The organism is Micromonospora sp. WMMD961 (assembly GCF_029626145.1).
In the GTDB taxonomy this organism is placed as follows: Bacteria; Actinomycetota; Actinomycetes; order Mycobacteriales; family Micromonosporaceae; genus Micromonospora.
This window is the reverse complement of sequence record NZ_JARUBJ010000002.1, coordinates 816,501-839,756: the sequence shown is the minus strand read 5'-3', so window position 1 is coordinate 839,756 and position 23,256 is coordinate 816,501. Positions and strand designations below refer to the sequence as shown.

Annotated in this window: 22 protein-coding genes; 9 read left to right on the top strand and 13 right to left on the bottom strand. The window is 70.9% G+C overall.

Annotated elements, in window-relative coordinates:
- Positions 1–82: 82 nt before the first annotated feature.
- From O7614_RS04065 to O7614_RS04045, 5 genes are all read left to right on the top strand, one after another.
- The gene (locus O7614_RS04065; protein WP_278137149.1) at positions 83–439 is read left to right on the top strand and encodes a hypothetical protein; all 357 of its coding nucleotides are present in this window, start codon (positions 83–85) and stop codon (positions 437–439) included.
- A gap of 153 nt (positions 440–592) precedes the next feature.
- Entirely contained in the window at positions 593–1,411 is an 819-nt protein-coding gene (locus O7614_RS04060) for a hypothetical protein (protein ID WP_278137148.1), read from the top strand.
- A gap of 33 nt (positions 1,412–1,444) precedes the next feature.
- The gene (locus O7614_RS04055; protein WP_278137147.1) at positions 1,445–1,783 is read left to right on the top strand and encodes a YkvA family protein; all 339 of its coding nucleotides are present in this window, start codon (positions 1,445–1,447) and stop codon (positions 1,781–1,783) included.
- A 31-nt stretch (positions 1,784–1,814) separates the two neighbouring features.
- On the top strand, positions 1,815–2,222 hold the full coding sequence (locus O7614_RS04050; protein ID WP_278137146.1) for a TIGR03618 family F420-dependent PPOX class oxidoreductase: 408 nt from the start codon (positions 1,815–1,817) through the stop codon (positions 2,220–2,222).
- A gap of 226 nt (positions 2,223–2,448) precedes the next feature.
- A complete protein-coding gene (locus O7614_RS04045; protein WP_278137145.1) occupies positions 2,449–3,105 on the top strand; it encodes a C39 family peptidase in 657 nt (218 codons plus the stop codon).
- A 12-nt stretch (positions 3,106–3,117) separates the two neighbouring features.
- Here O7614_RS04045 and O7614_RS04040 read toward each other — a convergent pair whose 3' ends face one another.
- On the bottom strand, positions 3,118–4,443 hold the full coding sequence (locus O7614_RS04040) for an FUSC family protein (RefSeq protein WP_278137144.1): 1,326 nt from the start codon (positions 4,441–4,443) through the stop codon (positions 3,118–3,120).
- A 173-nt stretch (positions 4,444–4,616) separates the two neighbouring features.
- Between O7614_RS04040 and O7614_RS04035 the strand changes: the two genes are divergently transcribed.
- Positions 4,617–5,222 carry a hemerythrin domain-containing protein gene (locus O7614_RS04035; protein ID WP_278137143.1) on the top strand — a complete coding sequence of 202 codons (606 nt, stop codon included), beginning with the start codon at positions 4,617–4,619 and terminating at the stop codon, positions 5,220–5,222.
- 69 nt (positions 5,223–5,291) lie between these two features.
- Here O7614_RS04035 and O7614_RS04030 read toward each other — a convergent pair whose 3' ends face one another.
- The gene (locus tag O7614_RS04030; RefSeq protein WP_278137142.1) at positions 5,292–5,474 is read right to left on the bottom strand and encodes an antitoxin; all 183 of its coding nucleotides are present in this window, start codon (positions 5,472–5,474) and stop codon (positions 5,292–5,294) included.
- A gap of 236 nt (positions 5,475–5,710) precedes the next feature.
- On the opposite strand from O7614_RS04030, the gene O7614_RS04025 reads away from it, so the two are divergent.
- Entirely contained in the window at positions 5,711–6,814 is a 1,104-nt protein-coding gene (locus O7614_RS04025; RefSeq protein WP_278137141.1) for an AI-2E family transporter, read from the top strand.
- On the opposite strand, the gene O7614_RS04020 is transcribed toward O7614_RS04025, so the two are convergent.
- A complete protein-coding gene (locus O7614_RS04020) occupies positions 6,815–7,468 on the bottom strand; it encodes a dienelactone hydrolase family protein (protein WP_278137140.1) in 654 nt (217 codons plus the stop codon). It lies immediately after the preceding gene.
- 161 nt (positions 7,469–7,629) lie between these two features.
- On the opposite strand from O7614_RS04020, the gene O7614_RS04015 reads away from it, so the two are divergent.
- Positions 7,630–7,809 carry a hypothetical protein gene (locus tag O7614_RS04015; protein ID WP_278137139.1) on the top strand — a complete coding sequence of 60 codons (180 nt, stop codon included), beginning with the start codon at positions 7,630–7,632 and terminating at the stop codon, positions 7,807–7,809.
- Between the two features lie 57 nt (positions 7,810–7,866).
- Here the strand turns inward: O7614_RS04015 and O7614_RS04010 are convergent, their stop codons facing one another.
- The 3 genes from O7614_RS04010 to O7614_RS04000 are packed head-to-tail and all read right to left on the bottom strand — an operon-like array spanning position 7,867 to position 11,563.
- A complete protein-coding gene (locus O7614_RS04010) occupies positions 7,867–10,239 on the bottom strand; it encodes a glycoside hydrolase family 65 protein (RefSeq protein WP_278137138.1) in 2,373 nt (790 codons plus the stop codon).
- Positions 10,236–11,039 carry a beta-phosphoglucomutase family hydrolase gene (locus O7614_RS04005; protein ID WP_278137137.1) on the bottom strand — a complete coding sequence of 268 codons (804 nt, stop codon included), beginning with the start codon at positions 11,037–11,039 and terminating at the stop codon, positions 10,236–10,238. Before O7614_RS04005 ends, O7614_RS04010 begins: the two co-directional genes overlap by 4 nt.
- A gap of 59 nt (positions 11,040–11,098) precedes the next feature.
- A complete protein-coding gene (locus tag O7614_RS04000; RefSeq protein ID WP_278137136.1) occupies positions 11,099–11,563 on the bottom strand; it encodes a DUF4442 domain-containing protein in 465 nt (154 codons plus the stop codon).
- Positions 11,564–11,848: 285 nt separating this feature from the next.
- Here O7614_RS04000 and O7614_RS03995 point away from each other — a divergent pair, with 285 nt between their 5' ends.
- Positions 11,849–13,018, top strand: coding sequence for an acyltransferase (locus O7614_RS03995; protein ID WP_278137135.1), 1,170 nt, complete (start codon positions 11,849–11,851; stop codon positions 13,016–13,018).
- Positions 13,019–13,024: 6 nt separating this feature from the next.
- Here the strand turns inward: O7614_RS03995 and O7614_RS03990 are convergent, their stop codons facing one another.
- From O7614_RS03990 to O7614_RS03960, 7 genes are all read right to left on the bottom strand, one after another.
- Positions 13,025–14,056 (bottom strand): hypothetical protein, encoded by a 1,032-nt coding sequence (locus O7614_RS03990; protein WP_278137134.1) that lies wholly within the window; start codon positions 14,054–14,056, stop codon positions 13,025–13,027.
- Positions 14,057–14,150: 94 nt separating this feature from the next.
- A complete protein-coding gene (locus O7614_RS03985) occupies positions 14,151–15,449 on the bottom strand; it encodes an ABC transporter ATP-binding protein (RefSeq protein WP_278137133.1) in 1,299 nt (432 codons plus the stop codon).
- 120 nt (positions 15,450–15,569) lie between these two features.
- Positions 15,570–17,780 carry a bifunctional glycosyltransferase family 2 protein/CDP-glycerol:glycerophosphate glycerophosphotransferase gene (locus O7614_RS03980; RefSeq protein WP_278137132.1) on the bottom strand — a complete coding sequence of 737 codons (2,211 nt, stop codon included), beginning with the start codon at positions 17,778–17,780 and terminating at the stop codon, positions 15,570–15,572.
- A 15-nt stretch (positions 17,781–17,795) separates the two neighbouring features.
- Entirely contained in the window at positions 17,796–19,742 is a 1,947-nt protein-coding gene (locus O7614_RS03975) for a DUF5941 domain-containing protein (RefSeq protein WP_278142141.1), read from the bottom strand.
- Between the two features lie 11 nt (positions 19,743–19,753).
- Positions 19,754–20,500, bottom strand: coding sequence for an ABC transporter ATP-binding protein (locus O7614_RS03970; protein ID WP_278137131.1), 747 nt, complete (start codon positions 20,498–20,500; stop codon positions 19,754–19,756).
- A gap of 1 nt (position 20,501) precedes the next feature.
- Entirely contained in the window at positions 20,502–21,329 is an 828-nt protein-coding gene (locus tag O7614_RS03965) for an ABC transporter permease (protein WP_278137130.1), read from the bottom strand.
- A gap of 71 nt (positions 21,330–21,400) precedes the next feature.
- Positions 21,401–22,771, bottom strand: coding sequence for an L-serine ammonia-lyase (locus O7614_RS03960; protein ID WP_278137129.1), 1,371 nt, complete (start codon positions 22,769–22,771; stop codon positions 21,401–21,403).
- Positions 22,772–23,256: the final 485 nt, after the last annotated feature.

Genomic DNA, 23,256 nt, shown 5'->3' with positions numbered 1-23,256 from the left:
CTGTGCCCGGGGTGGTGGTGGTCACGGCGGATCAGGCCGTCACCGTGCTGCGGCACACCGGAGTGGGCGATAGGTTGGTCCTGTGTCGTCCGCAGCCTGTGTCCGCCCAGCCCTGTGGGCTGCGCTGCGGTCGCTGCGCGAACTGACCCGACTGGCGGTCACCGCGCTGGTGCTGGCGGTCGGCCTCGGCGGCGCTCTCGCCGCGACGCCGCCGCCCACCCCGACACCACTGCGGCCGAGCGCCGTCAGCAGCCGGGTGGCAACGGTTCACCCCGATGCGGGCCCGGCCACTGAGCGTGCCGGCCAGTTCGTCGCCCCGCCGGCCGACGCGGTCGACATCGCCGCCGCACCCGTTCTCGTCCCGGTGAGCCAGCGCCCCGCGCCGGCCGTCGATCCCGGCCGTGGCACTCCGGCGCGGCGCGGTCCGCCCGCCCGCTGATCCAGTTCCGGCGATTCCCGGGCCCGGTCCCGGTCGTCCGTCGCGGCAGCTGAGTCTCCGCCGACGGGACGACCCCCACCACCTGGCCGACCGGTGCTGTCGGGCTCCTCCTGCCACCCGTCGATACCCGCCTTCGACCGCGAGGTGCTGATCATGCAGACCATCCTCTCCGCCGCCCTGCCCGACCTCTCCCGAGCCGCCGTCATCTGGCTGAGCCTGCTCGGGGTGGTCGGCGTCACCGTCTCCGCGCTCCTGCTGCGGCCCGGCCGACTCCGCTTCGACCCGGCTGCCCGGATCCGCAGCGCCGCCATGCCAAGTCACCTCGAACAGGTGCAGGAGGAGCGCGAGCAGAGCCGCTACGCGCAGGAGATCGCGGTAGCCGCGGAGCGGGCGACCAGTTCCGCCCAGCGCCGCCGGGCGGAGTGGGTGACCGCGCAGGAGGCTGTCGAGGCGGCCTGGCAGACGTACGAGACAGCCGAGGCAGCCGTACGACGGCTCGCCGCTGCGGCCGCCATGCCGTTGCCGCACACCGCCCGGACTCCCGCCGAGTACGCGGACCGTGAGCGCTACCTGCACCGCGCCGCGCTGAATGCGTACTGGCGGCGGGAGTTGTCGGTGGAACAGCTCAGCGAGGTGTTCGCGCACCGCGACGGTTGGGACCCGCGGCTGCACCCGGTCGAGCAGGAGTTGGTGCTGCAACGGGCGATCCGCGACAACCTGGCGGCCAAGCACGCCGTCGCCCGTGAGCAGGAGCAGATTGCTTGGCGGGCGGCCGAGTTGGCCATGTCGGCGGCCCGCAGTCTCCGTGAGGAGGCACACGCCGCCACCGGGCGACGGGTCGCGGATTCGTCGTCGGTGTTGCCGCTCAGCGAGGTTGCCCGGTCGGCGGTCGAGCAGACCCGGGAGAACGTCGAGCAGACCCGGGAGAACAAGGTGACGGCGCGCGGTCGCGCGACGGTGCCCGCGTTCTGAGCCGCCTGCCGTCGGGTGGGTTAGCGTGACGGCATGTCCCGACAGGCGTGGGTCCTCGTGGTGATCGTCGGCATCCTGGCGATCGCCACACTGGTCGGTGCCGTGGTGCTGGCGGTGCGCGTGGTGCGTACGCGACGGATGTTGACCGGGCTCGGCGCCGGCGGCAAGGTCGCCTTCTACGGGGCGCTGATCTACACGATCTTCCCGGTCGACGTGCTCCCGGACCCGATCTACCTGGACGACATGGGTGTCCTGGCTGCGGCACTGATCTACCTCACCCGGCTGGTGCACAAGCGTCGGGCGGCCGGTCGACACCTGCCCGGTCAGCCGGATGCCCTGCCGGATCGGGACCGCGCACGCCGCGTGCCATGATCGGGTTCGGTGCGGCGGACAGGGGGCGGGCATGGCGGGCGGTCATCGGCTGGACGTGCACGATGAGCGGGTTGTCGCGTTCTGCGCGGAACGTCATCTCGCCACGCTCACCACTCTGCGGGCCGACGGCACTCCGCACGTCGTACCGGTAGGGGTGACCCTCGACCCGGCAGCCGGACTGGCCCGGGTCATCACCTCCGGCACGTCCAGCAAGGCCCGCCAGGTGGCCGCTGCGGGTCCGGCGGGCGCGGCGGTGGCCGTCTGCCACGTGGATGGCCGCCGTTGGTTGACCATCGAGGGCCGCGCGGTGCTGCGGTCGGACCGCGCCTCCGTGGCAGAGGCGGAGCGCCGCTACGCCGAGCGGTACCGGACCCCCCGTCCGAATCCGGAGCGGGTGGTCATCGAGATCACCGTGACCGGGTTGCTGCGGAGCCTCTGATCCGCTGAGGGCCGGCGGAATCCCGCCCGGTCTCCTGCCGTTACACCTGATCGCGACGGCCGCACCACGCCGCCGGAGGAATGTCCGCCGGAGCAGGGCCGTTGCGTCCCCGGTGCGCCAACGGCCGAACCCGCCGGTGGTCGCCCCCCGTGTTGAGCCGAGCGCCATTCCCGGTGCTGCGTCCTCCGCTGCGCGGAGACGTCAACCCCCGAACGGAGACTCGACAATGAATCCGATCGCCCAGAAGAGCGGTTTGTCCGTTGCCGGCCTGCTTGTTGCCGGCGGTTGTGCCCTCGGCCCGGCGGTAGCCGCCCATGCCGCCCCGGCCACTCCGGCTCAGACGTCGTCGACGTCGACGAGCCAGCAGACCCAGCGGTCCGCCGAGCGGGTCCTCGGCATCGACTACCAGGCCCAGCCCAACTTCTACTACTGCGGCCCGGCCGCGACCCGGATCGCGCTGTCCGCCCAGGGCAAGGCGCTCTCCCAGGACGAGGTGGCCAAGCTGCTCGGCACCACCGAGGCGGGCACTCCCTCGGCCCTGGACACCACCCGGGTGCTGAACGAGCTGACCGGTGGCAAGTACCGGACCACCGAGATTCGTGACTCCGTCGCCCGTCCCGACCAGGTCGAGCAGTTGCGCCGGGACGTACTGGCGGCGGTGGACGCCGGCCGCCCGGTGGTGGCCAACGTCAAGGGCACAACCGTCGACACCGACGGCAACCCGCACTCGTACGAGGGCGGCCACTACCTGACCCTCGTCGGCTACCGGGACGGTGGCGACAGCATCCGGGTCGCCGACCCGGCCGACCCGACGCTGGGCGAGTACTGGGTGAGCCTGCCGAAGGTCGCCAACTGGATCGCCGAGCGCGGCTACTCCTCCTGACCTGGACGAGTTTCACCGGGCCGGTCTCTCCCTCGGGGGGAGGCCGGCCCGGCTCTCGTTGCGGGCACGGGAGGCGAGGTGCGCGCGGCGGCGCGCTCGGGTGGCTCGGCCGGGCCGGATCCGGCGCATGGTCAGCCGGGCCGGCGGATGGACCTCCGCCTCACCGGCGCCTGCCGCCCGACGCACGATCCGGTTGGCGTCGTCGGGTCCGTACCCACACGCCCGGAGCAGGTCGCTGGCCGCGGTACGCACTCCGGTGACCAGCGACTCGCCGAACGACTTGACCCCGCTCACGGCGGCACGCCCTGCCAGCTCGGCGCACTCCTCGACCAGCCGGCGGGTGGCCCGGGGGTCGTCGCCGACCCGGCACTCCATGCGCATCGCCGCGACCGCCCGACCGAGCCGGCCGATCGCGTCCGGCAGCTCCGACGGGATCGGCTCGCCGTACTGCAGTGCTGTCGACGACCAGCGGGACAGGGCCCGGCTGTCGAGCAGCAGACGCTCCAGGTGGTCCGCGCTGCGGGCGTACCTGTGGAACTGCTCGCGGCGGTGCCACCGGGCCGGGGCGATGGTCACCACCTCCTCCGCACCGCTGAGCGCGTCGTGCAGCCGGCCCAGGTCGCTCTCGGTGTCCCGGAGTCGCTCCAGAACGCGCATCGTCCGGTCGCCGTCGCGCTCCCGTAGGGCCCGCGCCAGTTTGGCGAGTTGCTCGCAGAGGACTTCGAAGATCGGTGCCGCGGCGCGGTCCAGCACCCGCATCGGGTTGATCGGCAGCAACAGCGCGACCACCACCAGACCGACCACTCCACCGACGAGCGCATCGAAGATCCGGGGCACCTCCAGGCCACGGTCCATCGGGGCGAGCGTGGCGATCAGCACGGCGGTACCGCCGGCCTGACCGACCAGCGCGCCACCCTTGCCGGCCACCAGCAGCGCGGCGGCGATGGCCAGCGCAACGACCACACCGGTCTGCCACGGGCCCGAGCCGAGCAGGTAACGCAGCGTGTCCCCGATGACGATGCCCAGCGACACGCCGCCCAACAGCTCGAAGGTGCGCCGGGCGCGCTGCCCGATGGCGGTGGCGATCGTTCCGACGGCGGCGGCAGGGGCGAAGACGTGCGATCCGGGGCCGAGCAGATTGTTGGCGAGCAGGGCGGCGATCGCGGCGGCCAGCCCGGCCTGAATGGAGATCACCAGGGTGACCTCCCACTGCCGGGCGCGGATCCGCCCCGCCTCACCGCTCCGGTGGCGTACCCGTTCGACTGCCTGGCCGCTCCGCTCCGCAGCCTCGTCGAGGCGTGACCGATCGCGGTCGGCGGGTGGGCGGACGTCGGCCATGGCGGCGGTTACCCCGGCGTGGACGGGGCAATCGTGCCGGTCCGGAAACCAGCGGGTCCTCCGGGCACCACCGGCATCGTCGAACCCATCGGCATCCGTAGGTTTGTGCAGCCCCGTGGGGGTACCAGTGCCTCACACCTCCCACCGATCCGCAACCGGTAAGGGGCCGTGAAATGACCAACCCGAACACCACCGACGACCATGACGTCGTCGACATCCTGGTCGCCGACCATCGTGAGGTCGAGGCACTGTTCGTCGAGTTGGAGACCCGACAGGGCGCCGTCGAACACCGACGCCACCTCGTCGACGTGGTGATCGCCGAACTCGTCCGCCATTCGGTCGCGGAGGAGGCGTACGTCTATCCCGTCGCGCGTAAGGCACTGCCCGACGGTGACGAGATCGCCGACCGCGAGATCGCGGAACACGCCGAGGCCGAGCAGACCATGAAGGAGTTGGAGTCCTACGACCCGTCCGACCCCCGCTTCGACGAGTTGGTCGCCCACCTGGCGAGAATGGTTCGGGACCACGTGCGGGAGGAGGAGAACGAACTCTTTCCCCGGCTTCGCGCGGCGACGGCCCGGGAGGAACTGGTTGACGTCGCCGCCAAGGTGACGGCGGTCAAGGAGATCGGTCCGACTCGGCCACACCCGGGCGCCCCTGACCACCCGCCGGCGAACAAGCTGCTCGCTCCTGGCATCGGGCTGGTCGACCGGCTGCGCGACGCCCTCACGGGGCGGCCCACCTCGACTGACGAGCTGCGCGAGCGGCAGCAGGGCTGAGCGTCGCCGCTTCCCGAGCAGTGCGCACCGGGCCGCCGACGGCGCGGCGGCCCGGGAACCTTCCGGTGGTCAGCGCGCCTGGTCGCCCTCACCGGTACGCGCCTGCGCCTGGTCGACGCCCTTGTCGATCTTGTCGGTGTACTTGCCGCCAGTGCGCTCGTCGGCCATCGCACCGGCCTTCTCCATGCCCTGGTCGACCTGCTCGTCGTGCTTGTTCGCGAAGTCCTTGGCCCTGTCCATGAAGTCACCCACGGCACTCCCCCTCCAGTCCGGCTCTGCGAATTGCCCTCCAGTCCGGCTCTGCGAATTGCGTTCCCTCGCGCCGGCAGCGCAAACGCCCTCGGGGTCGCGGTCCGCGAACACCCACTCCCTGGATCGGGAACCGGCGTACGATCCGCGCGGGCGGCGGCGAACGGGAGTCGAAGCGAAACGGGTGTCGGCGCACTACCGGCTGGGTACCGACCTCGGCGAGATCGAGGAGGACCGACATGGCGGCAGAGGAACCCGGGACGACCACCGGTGCCCCCGGCCCGCGGCAGAGTTGGGCGGCGCTGCCCTGGTTGGTCCGGACCGCGGTGTTGTGGAGCGCGTGCCTGGTGGTGGTCGTCGCCGGGCTCTACCTGCTGGGCAAGATCGCCGTCCTGTTGGCACCGCTGGCCATCGCGCTGGCCGCCACCGTCTTCCTCACCGCGCTGCTGGACCCGGTGCTGCTCCTGCTGCGCCGGCTGCGTCTGCCGGCGGCACTGGCCGCACTGTGCTCCGTGCTGCTGCTGATCGGCATCCTGGTCGGTGTCGGCGCATTGGTGTGGAACCTGACCGCGAGCCAGTTCGACCAGCTCAGCCAGGAGTTGACGCAGGGGGTCGAGCGCAGTCGGGACTTCGTGACGTCGACGCTGCCGGTCAGCGAAGCACAGCTGGACAAGCTGGTCGACCAGGCCAGGGAAGGGTTGAGCGGCAGCTCACCGGACCCGGTGGCGGGCGCCCGGACGGCCACCGAGGTGTTCGGTTCCGCGCTGCTCGCCCTGGTGCTGCTCTTCTTCCTGCTCAAGGACGGCCGGTCGATGTGGCACTGGGTGCTGTCGCGGGTGTCCGGCGCGAACCAGCCGGTGATGGCCGAGGCCGGCCGAGCCGGTTGGCAGACGTTGGGCGGGTACAGCCGGGGCACCATGGCGATCGCCGCGATCGACGCGATCGGCATCGGCCTGGCGCTGGTGGTGCTGCGGGTGCCGCTGGCCCTGCCGCTGGCACTGATCACCTTCCTCGGCGGGTTCGTGCCGATCATCGGGGCGACGGTGGCCGGCGCGGTGGCGGTGCTTGTGGCACTGGCCGCGAACGGCCCCACCACCGCACTGCTCACCCTCGCCGCGGTGATCGCCGTGCAGCAGATCGAGGGCAACCTGCTGGAACCATTGATCATGAAGAGGCAGGTACGACTGCACCCGGCGGTGATCCTGGTGGCGGTCACCGCCGGCACGCTGATCGCGGGGATCGCGGGCGCCTTCGTCAGCGTTCCGATCACCGCCGTCCTCTGGCGCGTCATCGACACCGTCCAGCAGCGACGGTCGGCCTCGGCCCTCGTGCCGACGAAGTGATCACCAGTTGAGGTGGTTGGCGAACCAGGCGCCGGCCTGGTCGGCGACCTGCTCAAGAGTCCCGGGTTCCTCGAAGAGGTGGGTGGCACCCGGGATCACCCGGAGCTCGCCGACCTCGCCCAACTCGGCCAACGCCCGCTCGTTGAGCGTGATCACCTCCTCGTCCAGACCACCGACCAGCAGCAATGTCGGGGTACGCACCTGGGCCAGCGCGACCCCGGCCAGGTCCGGTCGACCGCCCCGACTGACCACCGCACCCACCCGGTCCGCGCGGGACGATGCCGCGACAAGTGCGGCGGCCGCCCCCGTGCTGGCCCCGAACAGACCGATCGACACGTCACCGGCGGGCCGCTCCACCGCCAACCAGTCGACGATCCCGGCCAGCCGACTGGCCAGCAGTCCGATGTCGAACCGGAGTTCGGCGGTACGCGCGTCCACCTCGTCCTCGGCCGGCGTGAGCAGGTCCACCAGCACCGTGCCGAGCCCTCGACCGTTCAGCGCACGGGCCACCGCCACGTTGCGAGGGCTGTGGCGGGAGCTGCCGCTGCCGTGCGCGAAGAGGACGACACCGACCGGTTGGGCCGGCACCATCAGGTCAGCGGGCAGGTGAGCGTCCCCGACCGGAATGGTTACCGCGCTGTCCTGCTCGTCCATGCCCCACCTCCGCGTGATCGCCTTCGGCCCGGGGTACCCCGCCGGCCGCACCGCACGCACGCCGCCGGCCGCTGCGTTTGCCCGATGGGGCTTCGGGTACGCGACGAGCGACCGCAGACCGTGTCGGCGCAACCGCGCCCCGACGGATCGCGAGGATCGTCATGGCCAAGCAGCAGATCTCCGAGCAGCAGCAGCAGACCGAGCGGGCCCGGCGGGAACAGGACACCGAGCGCAACCAGGACTTCGGGGACCAGGCCGCTTCGGCGCGGCTGCCCGACGATCCCAAGGCGGCAGCGCCCCGGGACGCGATCGGACGCCCGTCCACCGGCGAACCGGTCTGACGCCGCTGAGCCGGTCCGACAGTGGTGCGAGGCGGTCGGGGCATGTCGCCCCGACCGTCACTGTTCGCGCTCAGGCAGGCGCAGCAGTGGAGACCGGCCCGGTGGCTGCTCGGGCGGCGGGCCGGACGACTCAGCCGGTGGCACCGGCACCGTCACCGGCTCGTCACAGGTCACCCGCAGCAGCTGACCGTGGTGGCGCAGCTCCACCACGTCGTCCGGGCCGCCGTGGCGCAGCGAGTACGTCGTCTGGTGCGGGCGGACATCCACCCGCAGCGCCAGCCCCCGCCACTGCAGGGAGAACTCCAACCGGTTGAGTCGGCTGGAGAGCCGGGGGGCGAAGGAGAGCTCCCCGTCATGGTCGCGCAGGCCGCCGAACCCACTGACCAGGGCGAGCCACGCACCGGCCAACGACGCCATGTGTACGCCGTCGCGGGTGTTCTCGTTGAGGTCGTGCAGGTCCATCAGCGCGGCCTCGCGCAGGTAGGTGTGCGCCAACTCCGGGTGGCCCACCTCGGCCGCGAGCACCGCCTGGGTGCAGGCCGACAACGACGAGTCGCGGACGGTACGGCGCTCGTAGTAGAGGAAGTTGCGCAGCTTCTCCTCGGGGGTGAACGCGTCCCCCCGCCAGTGCATCGCGAGGACCAGGTCGGCCTGCTTGACCACCTGTTTGCGGTACAGCTCGAAGTACGGGTAGTGCAGCAGCAACGGGTACTTCTCCGCCGGCGTGTGCTCGAAGTCCCATTCCTGGAGCCGGGTGAAGCCCTCCACCTGCTGGTGGACGTCGAGTTCCTCGTCGTACGGGACGTGGATGGAGGTGGCGGCGTCCCGCCAGCTCGCGGCCTCCTCGTCGGTGACCCCGAGGTGGAACGCCTCGTCCCGGTAACGCATCACCACGTCGGCGGCGGTGAGCAGGTTCCGCTGCGCCATCAGGTTGGTGTACACGTTGTCGTTCTTCACGGCGGTGTACTCGTCCGGGCCGGTGACACCGTCGATGTGGAACTGGCCATGCCGGTCGTGGTGGCCGATCGAGCGCCACAGTCGGGCGGTCTCCACCAGCAACTCCAGGCCGATCTCCCGTTCCGACTGGGTGTCCCCGGTGACCATCACGTAACGCCGCATGGCGTCGGCGATGTCGGCGGCGATGTGGAACGCCGCGGTGCCGGCCGGCCAGTACCCGGACGATTCCGGCCCCTCGATCGTCCGCCAGGGAAAGGCCGCACCCCTGAGGTTGAGCGTCTCGGCACGCTCCCTCGCCGAATCCAACGTGCTGTGCCGCCACTGCAGCGCGCTGCGCACCGCGCTCGGCTGGGTGTAGGTGAGCACCGGCAGGACGAACATCTCGGTGTCCCAGAACGCGTGCCCGTCGTAACCGGGACCGGTGAGCCCTTTCGCGGAGATCGGTCGCTGCTCGGCCCGCGCTCCGGCCTGGAGCACGTGGAAGAGGCCGAACCGGACCGCCTGCTGCACCTCCGGGTCGCCCTCGACCAGCACGTCGGACGCGTCCCAGAACTCGTCGAGGTAGTTGCGCTGCTCCCGGTGGAGGCCGTCCCACCCGTCCAGCCGGGCGCCGGCCAGCGCCGCACCGACCTGGTCACGCAGCGCCGGCAGCGACCGACGACTCGACCAGCTGTACGTCAGGTACTTGATCACCCGCAGCTTCTCACCGGGCTTGAGCACACAGGCGATCGTCGTGCGTACCCAGTCCTGGTATCCCTCGGACTCGATGGTGGTGTGGTCCGGGCCGTGCACCTCGTGCTCCATCGCGGCGGCGACCCGCAGCCCGGAGACCTTGGTGCGGTGGATCAACTGCCCGCCGTCCGGAGTGGTCAGCTCCTCCTCGGCCTGCAGGGGCGACTCCAGCACCGCGGCGACCCGGGGGTCCTTGCTCTGCGCGGGCAGCGACTCGTTGGCCACCAACTCGGACTGCACGATCAGCCGCAATGGGCCGTCGACGGCCTCCACCTCGTAGCTGATGGCGGCGACCGACCGTTGGGTGAACGAGACCAGCCGGGTGCTGCGGACCTTGACCTCCCGACCGGCGGGCGAACGCCAGTGCAGCTCCCGGTGCAGGGTGCCGGCCCGCAGGTCGAGGATCCGCTCGTGGGACAGCAGCTCCCCGTAGCGCACGTCCAACGGCTCGTCGTCGACGAGCAGCCGGAGCAGTTTGCCGTTGGTGACGTTGACGATCGTCTGCCCGGACTCGGGGAAGCCGTAGCCCGCCTCCGCGTACGGCAGCGGACGCAGCTCGTAGAACGAGTTGAGGTAGGTGCCGGGCAGACCGTGTGGCTCACCCTCGTCGAGGTTGCCCCGCAGGCCGACGTGCCCGTTGGAGAGGGCGAAGACCGACTCGGACTGGGCCAGCACGTCCATGTCCAGCCGGGTCTCCCGGACGTGCCAGGGCTCGACCGGATAGGCCCGCTCCCGGATCACGCGGGACCTCGTTCGCCGGTCGACCGGTGGGCGGCGGTGCGGGCCGGCGACGGCGGGTCGCCGACGGTGAGCAGGTCGGCCAGGTCCTTCACCACGATGTCGGCGCCGTGCGCGAGCAACTCGTCGGCCTGCCCGACCCGGTCGACGCCGACCACGTAACCGAAGCCACCGGCGCGGCCGGCGGCCACCCCGGAGAGCGCATCCTCGAAGACGGCGGCCTGCGTCGGGTCGACGCCGAGCAGCTTGGCCCCGGCGAGGAAGGTGTCCGGGTGGGGCTTGCCCCGCAGCGCCTGGGCGCGGGCGACCAGCCCGTCGACCCGAGCCTCCAGCAGCGGTTCCAGCCCGGCGGCGGCGACCACCTCAGCACCGTTGGCGCTCGCGGTCACCACGGCACGGCGCAGCCCGGCTTCGCTCGCGGCCTTCAGGTAGTGCACCGAGCCCGGGTAGACCTCGACCCCGTCGGTGCGCAGGTGCTGCAGCAGCAGGACGTTCTTGCGGTTGCCCACGCCGTTGACGGTGTCGGCGTCCGGGGGGTCGTCCGGGGTGCCATCGGGCAGCACGATCCCGCGGGAGGCAAGGAACGACCGGACGCCGTCGGCGCGGGGCCGCCCGTCGACGTAGCGGTTGTAGTCCGGGCCCGGGTCGAACGGCTGGAACGGTTCACCGGATCGGGTGGCCCGCTGTCGGAGGAACTCGTCGAACGTCTGCTTCCAGGCGGCGTTGTGCACACGGGCGGTCTGCGTCAGCACACCGTCCAGATCGAAGAGACAGGCGGTCACGTGAGCAGGTAGGCCCAGCACGGTACGAATCTATCCACCCCGCTGGGGCCGCAAACCTGTTTCGCCGGGCCCGGTCCGGTTCAGTTCGGTCGCAGCGTCCAGATCACGGTCATCGCCGAGGTCGGCTTGCCGTCCTCGGTCGCGATCTCCACCTGCACGGGGAACTCCGGCCGACGGCCGGACTCCAGCTCCTCGATCACCTCAAGCGCCGGCCGACCGAGGCGGGCGGTGGCCAGCACCGGACCCATGGCGAGCTTCCGGTAGGCGATGTCAGCCTGGACGGCGAGCGGTACGGCCCGGTCGAGCAACTGCCCGAACGCGGCCATGACGACCGCGCCGGAAGCCGTCTCACCGAGGGTGAACATGGCACCGGCGTGGGGGCCGCCGATGTGGTTGTGGGTGGTGGGCGAGTCGGGCAGCCGGACGACTGCTCGTACGCCGCCCTCGGCCTCGGGTGCCACCTCGACGAACTCGAGGCCGAGCGTACGGGCGAAGGGCACCGCTTCCAGCATGCCGGCCGCCACCTGGCGGGAGTCGATGGTCACGACCTGACGTTACTCGTCGGTAAGTTACGAGGCAAGGTCGATCGAGCGGAACTCCGGCGTCACGTGGTGTTCACCCCTCCGACAATCGCCATCCGCCACCCGATCATCGATTCGCGCTAGCTGATTCGAGATCGGACAGAATTGCCGAAGGCAGCAGGTGGAATCCCGTGAACATTCGACGAACATCTGGAATCCGGGCGGCGCGGCAATGGCAATTTGCCCGGTCAGCGCGGGCGACTGCAACAACGCGAGTTGCTATAGCCTGACGCCGAACTGGAGGAATCAATGACGACGCCGACCGTATCCCCCACCCAGAAGATAAGCATTCCCGCCTTGACTGGATTGCGCTGGTTCGCCGCTCTCGCTGTCTTCTTTCATCATTCGGCACCGCACGAGGCGCTGCCGGAACCGGTCAGACGGATCATGGGTGCGGGCAGCAACGGCGTCACCTTCTTCTTTCTCCTGTCGGGGTTCGTCATCGCGCTGAACTACTTCGACGGCGCCGCACGTCCGACGCCGCGCGGGACGTGGAACTATCTGGTCGGCCGACTGGCCCGGGTCTATCCCCTGTACCTGCTGGTGCTCGTCGTCGTCTGGCTGGCCGTGGACCACCATTCCAATGCGAGCCGATTCCTCATCCAGGTTCTCGCACTGCAGTCCTGGCATCCGTCGCTCGTCGTCGCCTACGGAATCAACGCGCCAGGCTGGTCGATCGGCGTCGAGTTCTTCCTCTATGCCTGCTTTCCGCTGCTGGTGCTGGCGCTGCGCCCGATCGCCAACAACGCCAAAGCCCTTCTGGTCGTGGCGGCGGCGACGATAGTCGCGGCGTTCGTCCTCGCGGCGCTGTTCCAGCACTTCCGCAACGGGCTGCCCGGCACCAACCCGTTCAGCGCCCACCGCTGGCTCTATCGAACACCGGCAACCCGCCTGGGAGACTTCACCCTCGGGATGGTGACGGCACTGCTCCTCCGCCAGGCCAGACTGTCGTGGCCGGCATCGGCCACCCGGGACCGGATGTTGATGCCGTTGCTCACGTGGCTGCCCCTGGTGGCGACCCTGCTGCTGATGGCGTGGCCGGAGCGGACCCACTACTACGCCAGCTACGACGCGATGTGGATGCTCCCTGCGGCCCTACTCTTCTTCGGCCTGGGGCAGTATCCGCAGGCCACGCTCGGCCGCTTTCTCGCCACCCGAGTTGTCGTCTTTCTCGGCGAGGTCTCCTTCGCCTTCTACCTGGTGCATCGACCACTGATGCAGGTGTTCGGGGCCACCTCCTGGACGGATGACAGCTTCATGGCCTACTTCACCAAGATGACCCTGCTCGTGGTCTTCATCGTCGCCGTCGCGGCCGCGTGCCACTTTCTCTGGGAGCGACCGGCTCAGCGGTTCGTCAACCGCCGCCTGAAGATCAAGACGCCGGCCGCACCCAGCAGTAGGCCCGCCACGACAGCATGACCGACGTCAGAGGTTGGCGATCGTGCGCAGGATCTCCGCGTAGAAGTTGCCGTCGATGCTCCGGAAGAAGGAGAAGTCCTGGCCCGGGTCGCCGAAGAACGGGCGCAGCGTCCACGCCAACTGGGTGCCGACGAAGCCGAAGAGCAGGATCCAGATGTAGAGCAGGGTCATGCTGGCCGGGCGCTGCGTCGGCTCGCCGCGCCGCACCGGCGGCCGATCCCACGGACGTTGGCCCGGGCCGTAGCCGGGGGGCACCGCGCCGGGCGGGAACGCGGCGGCCGGCTGGCCGCTCCACTGCGCCGGAACGTGCGCCGGCGCCGGCGGGGTGGTCGCGGCGCCGTTCGAGGTCGACCCGGCAACAGCGGCTCCGGCCGGCACGGCCACCGCAGCTCCGGCCGGCACAGCCACCGGCTCGGCAGCCTGACCGCCGACCGGCGCGGCAGTCGGGGCCGGGTCGGCAGCGGGCACGGCGGGGGCCGGGGCGTTGACAGGCGCCGGGGCGTGCGCGTCGGCCTGGGCCCGGGCGGGCTCCGGCGCGAGCAGGCCGTGGTCGTTGAGCACCTGCATCCCGCCGGTCAGGAAGCGCAGCCCGACCAGCGCCGACAGGGTCAGGATCGCCACGTTGAGCAGCTTGAAGAACCCGTAGTCAGGCGCGGTGATCAGGAAGAAGAGGCTGATCGGCGCGAAGGCCACCGCGAGCATCGAGGTGACCGTGATCGCGACCATCACCAGCGCCAACGACTGACGCACCGACAGCCGGGCGCCGAAGACCAGGTTGAACAGGTAGAGCGTGGGCAGGCAGATGGCCAACGTGACCAGGAACAGCAGTGGCAGCTTCAGCGCCGAGGTCAGCGCCATCAGCGGGCTGTGGAAGGCACCCAGCACCGCCCCGTAGCAGGCCAGCGCGATGGCGGAACTGGCCAGCATCCGCCCGGTCAGCGCGTTGAGGTCGCCCTCGGCCACGATCTGCTGCCAGATGCCCGCGCGATCTCGCAGGATGCGCTCGATGACGAGCGGACTGGGACGGTCACCCGACACGGATGCACCCCTCTCGGTGGTCTTTCACAGTGGACTGGGTGCGCAGACGGTAGGACACCGGGCGGCCGGCCCGCCACCCCGCTACGGCGAGTCGTCAGCGCCAACCCACGTCGATCCGGGCACCGCGCTCGTCGAAGAAGTGCAGCGCGTCCATCCGGACCGAGACGGCGAGCGGGTGACCGGCGCTGACCGCCGGATACGGTGCCAGCCGCACCGCCAACTCCGCCGGGCGACGGTGGTGCCGGCCCGGATCGGGAAGCACGCTGGTCTGGGTGCCGGCAACCGGAGGCGCCTGCGGCTCCACCGGCTTGCCGGTGAGCCGCTGCATCACCGAGCCGAACCGACGCAGGCCACGCTGGCCGACCGGCGGCGGGTCGAGTGGGGCACCCATCTCGTCGACCATGATCGCGGTCGCCCCGATGTCGAGGAACGCCAACGACTCGTGCCCGTGGTGCTCCAGGTAGCGGATCCGCCCTCGCAGCACGTCGCCAGGGCTGTCCGGAGCGACCGGGGTGAGCGCCTCGGCTCGCATCCCGACCACGATCCGCTCACCGTGGTAGTGCGCCACCGCCCGACTGCGAATGTCGTTCCAAGGCAGGTAGAGCGACTGGTCACCGAGGTTCAGCGTCACGTAGCGGTCGAGGTGGACGTAGACCGACGCCTCCAACAGGTTCATCCGCGGGCTGCCCAGGAAGGCGGCCACGTAGAGCGTCGCCGGCCGGCCGTACACCTGGGTGGGTGTACCCACGTCCTGGAGCACGCCGCGGCGCATGATGGCCACCCGGTCGGCCATGGTGAGCGCCTCGGCCTGGTCGTGGGTGACGTAGACGGTGGTGACGCCCAACTCCCGGGTCAGGCCCGAGATCTCCGCGCGCAGCTCCGCGCGCAGGCCGCTGTCCAGGTTCGAGAGCGGCTCGTCCATCAGGAACAGGCCGGGCCGGCGGACGATGGCCCGGCCCATCGCCACCCGCTGCCGTTGACCGCCGGAGAGCTGACCCGGCTTGCGGGCCAGCACGTCACCGATGCCCAGGGCGCTCGCCACGTCGCTGACCCGCTCGCCCCTCGGTTCTGGCTCCACCCCGGCCAACCGGAGCGGAAAGGCGATGTTGTCGCCGACGGTCATGTGCGGGTAGAGCGCGAAGTCCTGGAAGACCATGGCGATCTTGCGGTCCCGTGGGGGCAGGTCGTTCGCCAACTCCCCGTCGAGCATGACCGCACCCTGGGTCGGGTCCTCCAACCCGGCGATCATCCGCAGCACTGTCGACTTGCCACAGCCGGACGGCCCGAGGAGCACCATGAACTCGCCGTCGTTCACATCGAGGTTGATGCTGTCGACGGCCAGTGTGCCGTCCCTGAACACCTTGCTGACATCCTTGAGCGTGACGGTGCTCACCGTCGTCCCCCCCAGCTCGTCTCTGCCGACCCAGAGACTGTGACCAGGATCATGCGTTTCGCACATCGGGTAAACGTCTCGTGTTTGACGGATGACGCTGCCATTACACGACACATGCGATCAGCAGCGCGAAGAGCGCCCGCTCGGCTCCCCCAGGAAAACCTGACGCACCACCCGTTCCGCCGCGTGCCCGTCGTCCAATGTGCAGAACCGGCGTCGAAAACGTGCACGGGCGTCGGCCGCGGTGTCCGAGCGCACCTCGTCGGTGCGGAACAGGTCGACCAGATCGGCGAAGGTGGTGGCCACCGCGCCGGGCGGTTCGGCCGTCACGTCGAAGTAGACCCCCCGAGCCAACCGGTACGCCTCCCAGTCCGGGGCGTAGAGCACGATCGGCCGGTCCAGTACCGCATAGTCGAACATCGCCGACGAGTAGTCGGTGATCAACACGTCGGCGACCAGGTAGAGGTCCTCCACCCGCTGGTAGCCGCTGACATCGCGGACCCGCTCCCAGTCCACCGGCCGACCGGGACGCCGGTCCCGGTCATGGAAGTAGTGGCTGCGCATCAGCAGCCGACCGGAGTCACCGAGCGCCCGCACGAACCGGTCCGGGTCGAACGGCGGCCGGTAGCCGGGTAGGTGTTCCCGGTGCGTCGGGGCGTACAGGACGACCTGCTCGTCGGGGTGGAGGCCGAACTCCACGCGAAGTCGGCGCACCTCCTCCGGGCCGGCCGTGACCAGGCGGTCGTTGCGCGGGTAGCCCACCTCCAGGGTCGTGTACGTGGCCGGGTACGCCCGGTCCCACATCTGGGTGGAGAAGCTGTTCGCGCTGACGCTGTAGTCCCACCGGTCCACCCGGCGCAGCAGCCCGGCGAAGTCCATCCGGCCCGCGCCGATCGGGTAGCGCTGCTGGTCCAGCCCCATCACCTTGACCGGGGTGCCGTGGTGGGTCTGCAGGTGCACCTGCTCCGGCCGCTTGCGCACGAAGTCCGGGAAATTGACGTTGTTGACCAGCCACCGGGCGCGGGCCAGCACCCGGTAGTACGCCGGCGTGCCGGCCACCACGTACTCCACCCCGTCCGGCACGGAGTCCACCCGGTCCCGGCGCACGACCCACACCCCGCGCACTCCGGGCGCCAACCGGCGGGCCACCTCGTAGATGGCCGCCGGGTTGCAGGAGTATCCCCGGTACCAGTACGCGGCGTACACCGCGAGCGTCGGGTCGACCGGTCGCCGCAACTCGGCCCGGTAGTACTCGCGCAACAACCCGTCGCGGGTCAGCCGGGCACCGCGGCGGGCGACCGGGCCGACAGTGCGCCGAGCGGTGCGCGCCTGCCGCCGGGCGACGTCGCGGGCCCGGCTGGCGGCCCGCAACGCGCTGAAGGTGCGCCAGCGGCCGGAGGCGACGAGCCGGTGCTTGACCCCCTCCACCCCGTCCGGCACGGGATAGCCGCCGGGCGGCAGCCAACGCTCGTAGTCGGCGGTGATCTGCGCGAAGAACGCCGGCCGCAGCTCCGGGGCGATCCGCTGGCCGTTGCCGAGCACGGTCAGGTAGTGCCAGATCATCCGCTCGAAGACCGCCGGCCGCAACGCTTCCGTCGCCGGCCCCCACTCGTCGATCAGGTGGAAGACCCGATGCCACTGTGGGAAGACCTCGAAGTGGCGGTCGCCCCGGGTCCGGGTGATCGCGCCGGCGCGGCGTTGCCGGTAGTTGACGCAGACCCGATCGAGTACGCCGATCCGCTGCGCCGCCATCAGCACCGGGTAGCTGAACGAGACGTCCTCGTACCAGCCCGGGGCGAAGCGCAGGCCCAGGTCGACCAGGAAGTCCCGGCGGACCAGGCGGTTCCACGCGGTGTGCAGCAGGTGCATCGCCTCCGGCCGGTCCCGCAGCCGGAAGGTCTCCGCGCCGGGCGATTCCGGAAACACCTCGGCCATCGCGCTGCGGGTGGCGCTGTCGTTCCAGTGGGTGCGCACGTGGTCGACCAGCAGCACGTCCGGGCGGGTCGCCCGTAACCGCTCGGCGACCTCGGTCAGGCACTCCGGGGTCAGCCAGTCGTCGCCGTCGAGGAACCACACGTACTCGCCGACGGCCCGGTCCAGCCCGATGTTGCGGGCTGGACCGAGGCCGACGTTCTCCGGCAGCCGAACCGAGCGGACCCGCTGGTCGCGGGCCGCGTACTCGTCGATGATGTCGCCGCTGGCGTCCGGCGAGCAGTCGTCGACGGCGATCACCTCGATGTCGGTCTCCGGCTGGCCGAGGACGGAGTCCAGACACTCACGCAGGTATCCCTGCACGCGGAAGGCCGGCACCACGAAGCTGATCAGGGTCATCCGGCCGTCCCTCCATCAGCGCGGCGCGGCACCTCCAGCGCCCACCGGCGCGACCGACGCCCGCGCGCTACGGGCCGGTCGCACGAACCAGGCCAGGACGACGCTCACCACGAAAATCACGAGAAGGTACGCACCGAGTGTAGCCAGCCCGCTACCCGCCACGCCGACAATCGCCGTGAGGGCCAGCAGCGCCGAGCGCCCCTCCCAGCCCAACGTGGCCGCGTGCAACGGCGGTGCCGCCTGCCGCTTCTCCAGCCGGGCGGTCAGGTCGTAGTGGTGCACGGTGAGCACGAAGACGTACCCGAAGATCAGCCAACCCGGCACTCCGCCGACCACCCCGACCGCGATGGCGAACAGGTACTCGGCGGCCCGCAACGCGGCGGGGACCAGCCAGTCCAGTGGCCCGTTGTGCGCGGCCCCCGCGCCCAGGCCTCCGACCAGCAGCACCAGCAGCGCCACCGGCACCGCCCAGCGCAGCCCGTCGGGCGAACCGCCCCACAGCGCCGCGATCAGCAGCACCGCCGGGCCGAGCGCGGCGATCACCGCCAGGGTGAGCGGCCCCATCGGGCGGACCACCGGCAGCCAACGGGCCAACGGGCCGTCGTCCCGGTGCAGGGTGGTGTCGACCGTGTCCAGCACCGGCACCCACATCCAGCGGGCCCGCAACGTGCGCAGCGCCCCGGTGTACGCGAACGCCAGAACCCCCCACACGAGCACCGCGATCAGGCTGACCAGCGGGTTGAACAGCGCCACGGTCAGCGCGATCAGCGCCCAGCGTTCACCGATCGGGAAGACCACGGTCCGCTTCAGCCAGTACGACACCGACCCGGTGTCCGCCTGCACCCGGGTCGACGCCGCGTTGAGCCGGTCACCGATCCCGCCGCTGGTACCCGTGGTCGCGCGGGGTCGGCGGGCCGCCTCGTCGTGCAGCACCCCGTACCAGGTGTCGGTCATGTGCCGGACGGTCTGCAAGGTCATCGCGGCGATCGCGAGCGCCCAGCCGTTGCCCAGCCCGGCGTGGCTGACCCCGAAGCCGAGCCCGGCGTAGACCAGGTACTCCTTCGCCCGGTCCGCCATCGTGTCCAGCCAGCCGCCCCAGGCGCTGAAGTGCCGGGTGTAGCGGGCCAACTGGCCGTCCACGCAGTCCAGCACGAAACCGAGGTAGAGCAGCACCGCGCCACCGACCAGCGCGGGCCGCCCACCGACCCCGAACAGCACCGCCGCGGCCAGCGCGAACAGTACCGAGATCACCGTCACCCCGGTCGGCGTGAGCCGGAGCCGGGCCGCCAACCGGACCAGGTACGGCGACCAGGTACTGACGAAGTAGGTGGAGAAGAAGTCGTCCTTCTCCTTCACCGACAGCCGCAGCTCGGCCCGGTCCTCGTCCACGGCCGTCACCGCCGCCTCGGCAGCGGTCAGCTCGTCGGCGCTCTCGACCCGGCGGGCGACGAGCAGGCGTACCCGCTGGGCGAAGACCAGGGTGCCGAGCGCCGCGAGACCCGCGAAGAGCCGGTCCACCGCGGACCCGGGGCCGTCCGCCGCGGCCCGGGCGGCGGCGGCCAGGGTCGGCAGGTCGTCCACACCGACCCGCAGCGCGCCGCCGAACACGCCGGTGGCGTCCCCGTCGAGGGCGTCCAGCGGACCGGCGTCGACCACCTGGCCACGTTCCTCCCGCACGGCCGCCCGCCCGGGCACCGGCGGGTCGCCGAGCACCAGCGCCACCGTGGGCCCCACCGGGCTGGTGGCCAGGTGCCGCAGTACGGCGGTGTGCGCCACCAGGTCGGTGCCGGTGACCAGCACGGGGGCGGTGGCGGTGGCGACCAGCGCGGTCACCTCGTCGAGGGTGGCGGCGAAGCGTACGTCGTCCGCCCCGGCCTGGCGCAGCTGGGCGGCCAGGCGGTCGGCCAGCGACTCACCGGTCGCGGTGGTCCGGCCCGCCGCCGTGGACCCGGCGGCGAGCACGATCGCGAGCGTCACCGCTGGACCGCGGCGTGGTACGCGTCGAGCGCCTCGGCGATGGTGCCGTCGAGCGTCAACCGGCCCCCGTCGAGGTACAACCCCCGACGACAGAACCGGGTCAGGTCCTTTTCGTTGTGTGACACCAACACCAGCGTGCGCCCCTCCCCGAGCAGACGATCAATCGTCGCGTAACACTTCTTGCGGAACTCCGCGTCTCCGACCGCGGTCACCTCGTCCATCAGCAGGATCGGGTGCGGCAGGTGCGAGATGATCGCGAAGCCGAGCCGCACCTTCATGCCCGACGAGTAGTGCCGCACCGACGTGTCGATGGCCCGTTCCACCTGCTCACCGGCGAACTCGACGATCTCGTCGAAGTGCCGCTTCAGGTAGCTCGTCGACAGCCCGTGCAGCCCGCCGACCAGGTGCAGGTTCTCCCGCCCGGTCAGGTCGTTGGAGAAACCGGCGGACAACTCCAGCAACGGTGCCACCGCCCCGTGCACCCGGATGCTGCCCTCGTCCGGGATGAGCACCCCGGCGATCAGCCGCAGCAGGGTGCTCTTGCCGGTGCCGTTGCGGCCGATCACCCCGACGGTCTCGCCGGGTTCGACGGCGAACGACACGTCCCGCAGCGGCCAGAACTGGCCGGGCAGGGCACCGCGTGCGCCGCGGTGGATGAACAGCTCCCGCAGCCGCAGTTGACGGCGACGGTTACGGACGAACCGGATGCCCAGTCCGTCGGCCTCGATGATCGGCGCGGCCATGTCAGAGTTCCTTGAGCACGGCGGGTTCCAGCCGACGGAACGACCACCAGCCGGCGGCCAGCACCAGCACGCTGCCGACGACGGTGGTGGCGAGCAGCCGGGCGTCCGGGAACTCGTCCGGGTACCAGATCGCGTGGTGCAGCTGGAAGATCCCGACCAGTGGGTTCAGCTCGTACACCACCTTCAGCCAGTCGGGCAGGCCGGATTCCCGGACCAGGCTGAGCGGATAGATGATCGGCGTGGCGTAGAAGAGCACCCGGATGATCAACCGCATCAACCGCTCGACGTCGCGCATCAGCACGTTCCACGCCGACAGCAGCAGGGCGAGCCCGGTCAACAGGACGGCCTGGACCAGCACCGCCAGCGGAAGGGAGAGCAACGACCAGCCGGGATGGATCCGACCGTGCGCCGCGTAGATCACCGCGATGGCGATCAGGATCGGAAGGCCGGCCGCGTACTCGGCGAACCGGCCGGTGACCCGACCGATCGGGAAGACCTGACGAGGCACGTTCATCGTGGTGATCAGCCGGGACTGCCCGGTCAGCGCGTTGGTCGCCTCACTCAACGCCGAACTGGTCCACATCCAGGCGAAAATCCCGGTGATCAGGAACAACGGGTACGACTCGGCGGCCTCGCCGAGGTGCCGTCCGGTGTCGCGGGAGTAGAGCACCCCGAACACGAACCAGTAGATGGCCCCCATGCCGAGCGGCTCGATCAACGACCAGAAGTATCCCAGCACCGACTGCTGGTACTTGACTGCCAGGTCCCGCCTGACCAGGATGCGCAGCGAGTTGCGGTGCGACCACAGGGCCGCGACGCCAGAGGTCACCGCAGCCTCCCGCCTCCTGAAACGGACGCCAGGTTAGCAGTCGGTGAACGAATGCCCCGAATCGACCGGGCTCAGCACTCGATCACGTTGACGGCCAGACCGCCACGCGCCGTCTCCTTGTACTTGACCTTCATGTCGGCGCCCGTCTCCCGCATGGTCTTGATGACCTTGTCCAGCGACACCTTGTGCACACCGTCGCCGCGCAGCGCCAGCCGGGCGGCCGTGATCGCCTTGATGCTAGCCACCGCGTTCCGCTCGATGCAGGGGATCTGCACCAGGCCACCCACCGGGTCGCAGGTCAACCCGAGGTTGTGCTCCATCCCGATCTCGGCCGCGTTCTCCACCTGCTCCGGGGTGCCGCCGAGCGCCTCGGCCAACCCCGCCGCCGCCATCGAGCAGGCCGAACCGACCTCACCCTGACACCCGACCTCCGCGCCGGAGATCGAGGCGTTCTCCTTGAACAGCACGCCGATCGCGCCGGCCGTCAACAGGAACCGCACCACCCCGTCCTCGGACGCCCCCGGCACGAACCGGGTGTAGTAGTGCAGCACCGCCGGGATGATCCCGGCCGCACCGTTGGTCGGCGCGGTGACCACCCGGCCCCCCGCGGCGTTCTCCTCGTTGACCGCGAGGGCGAACAGCGTCACCCAGTCCATCGCGTGCAGCGGGTCGGGCGTCCCGGCGTCCGCCTCCAGGCCGCGCCGCAGCTCCGCCGCGCGCCGCCGGACCTTCAACCCCCCGGGGAGTACGCCGTCGCGCTCGCAGCCGCGCTGCACGCACTCCCGCATCACCCGCCAGATCTCCAGCAGACCGGCCCGGATGTCCGCCTCGCTGCGCCAGGAACGCTCGTTGGCCAGCATCACCTCGCTGATCGACAGGCCCGTGGCGGTGGTGACGTCGAGGAGCTGCGCCCCGGTCAGGAACGGGTACCGCACCACAGTGCTGTCCGGCTTGATCCGGTCCGCGCCCGCCGCGGCCTCGTCCACCACGAAACCGCCGCCGACGGAGTAGTAGGTGCGGCTGCGCACCTCGACACCGGTCCCGTCGTACGCCACGAAGGTCATCCCGTTCGGGTGGTACGGCAGCGATCGGCGGCGGTGCAGCGTCAGGTCCCGGTCCGGGTCGAAGTCGATCTCGTGCGCGGCCAGGATGCTGATCCGACGCTCGGCCCGGATCCGCTCGATGCGAGGACCAACGGTGTCCGTGTCGACCGTCTCCGGCGACTCGCCGGCCAGACCCAGCAGGACCGCCCGGTCACTGCCGTGACCGTGACCCGTGGCGCCCAGCGAGCCGAACAACTCGGCCTGCACCCGTGCGACGTCACTGAGCAACCCGTCGGCCTTGAGCCCGCCGACGAAGGTACGCGCCGCCCGCATCGGCCCCACCGTGTGCGAGCTGGACGGCCCGATACCGACGCTGAAAAGGTCGAAAACACTGATCATGGCTGCGCTTCCTCGCCGTCGTCCCGGCGTACGGAACCGGCCGGGTCGTGGCCACCGGTAGGCGGCCCCGCTCGTGACCGACCGGGTGTGGGTTGCGGCCCTCCGGGGTGTGGATGGCCGATCTGTCAGCCTACCCGCCCAGCTCACGGCCCACCCGGTCCGGGACGTGAACACCCGACCACCACCACGTCACCGGCCGACAGCCGGCCCTCCCACCCGGCCCCGCCACACTCCACCCCATCCCTGCCCCACGCCACTCCACCCCACCCCTGCCCCACCCACTCGGCCGGCCGCACTCCCGCCGCGCCGAGCCCCGCCCGCCCACGCGTCGGGCGCCGCCCGGACGTCCGCCCCCACAACTGCAAGATCGCGCAAAATCCAGGATGTAGTGGCCTGCTGAAGCCCTCGATGCCACTACATCCTGGATCGAGGGCGATCTTGCGATGGGCAGCGCCGTGCGCGGCGCAGGGCGGGACGCTCGGAGG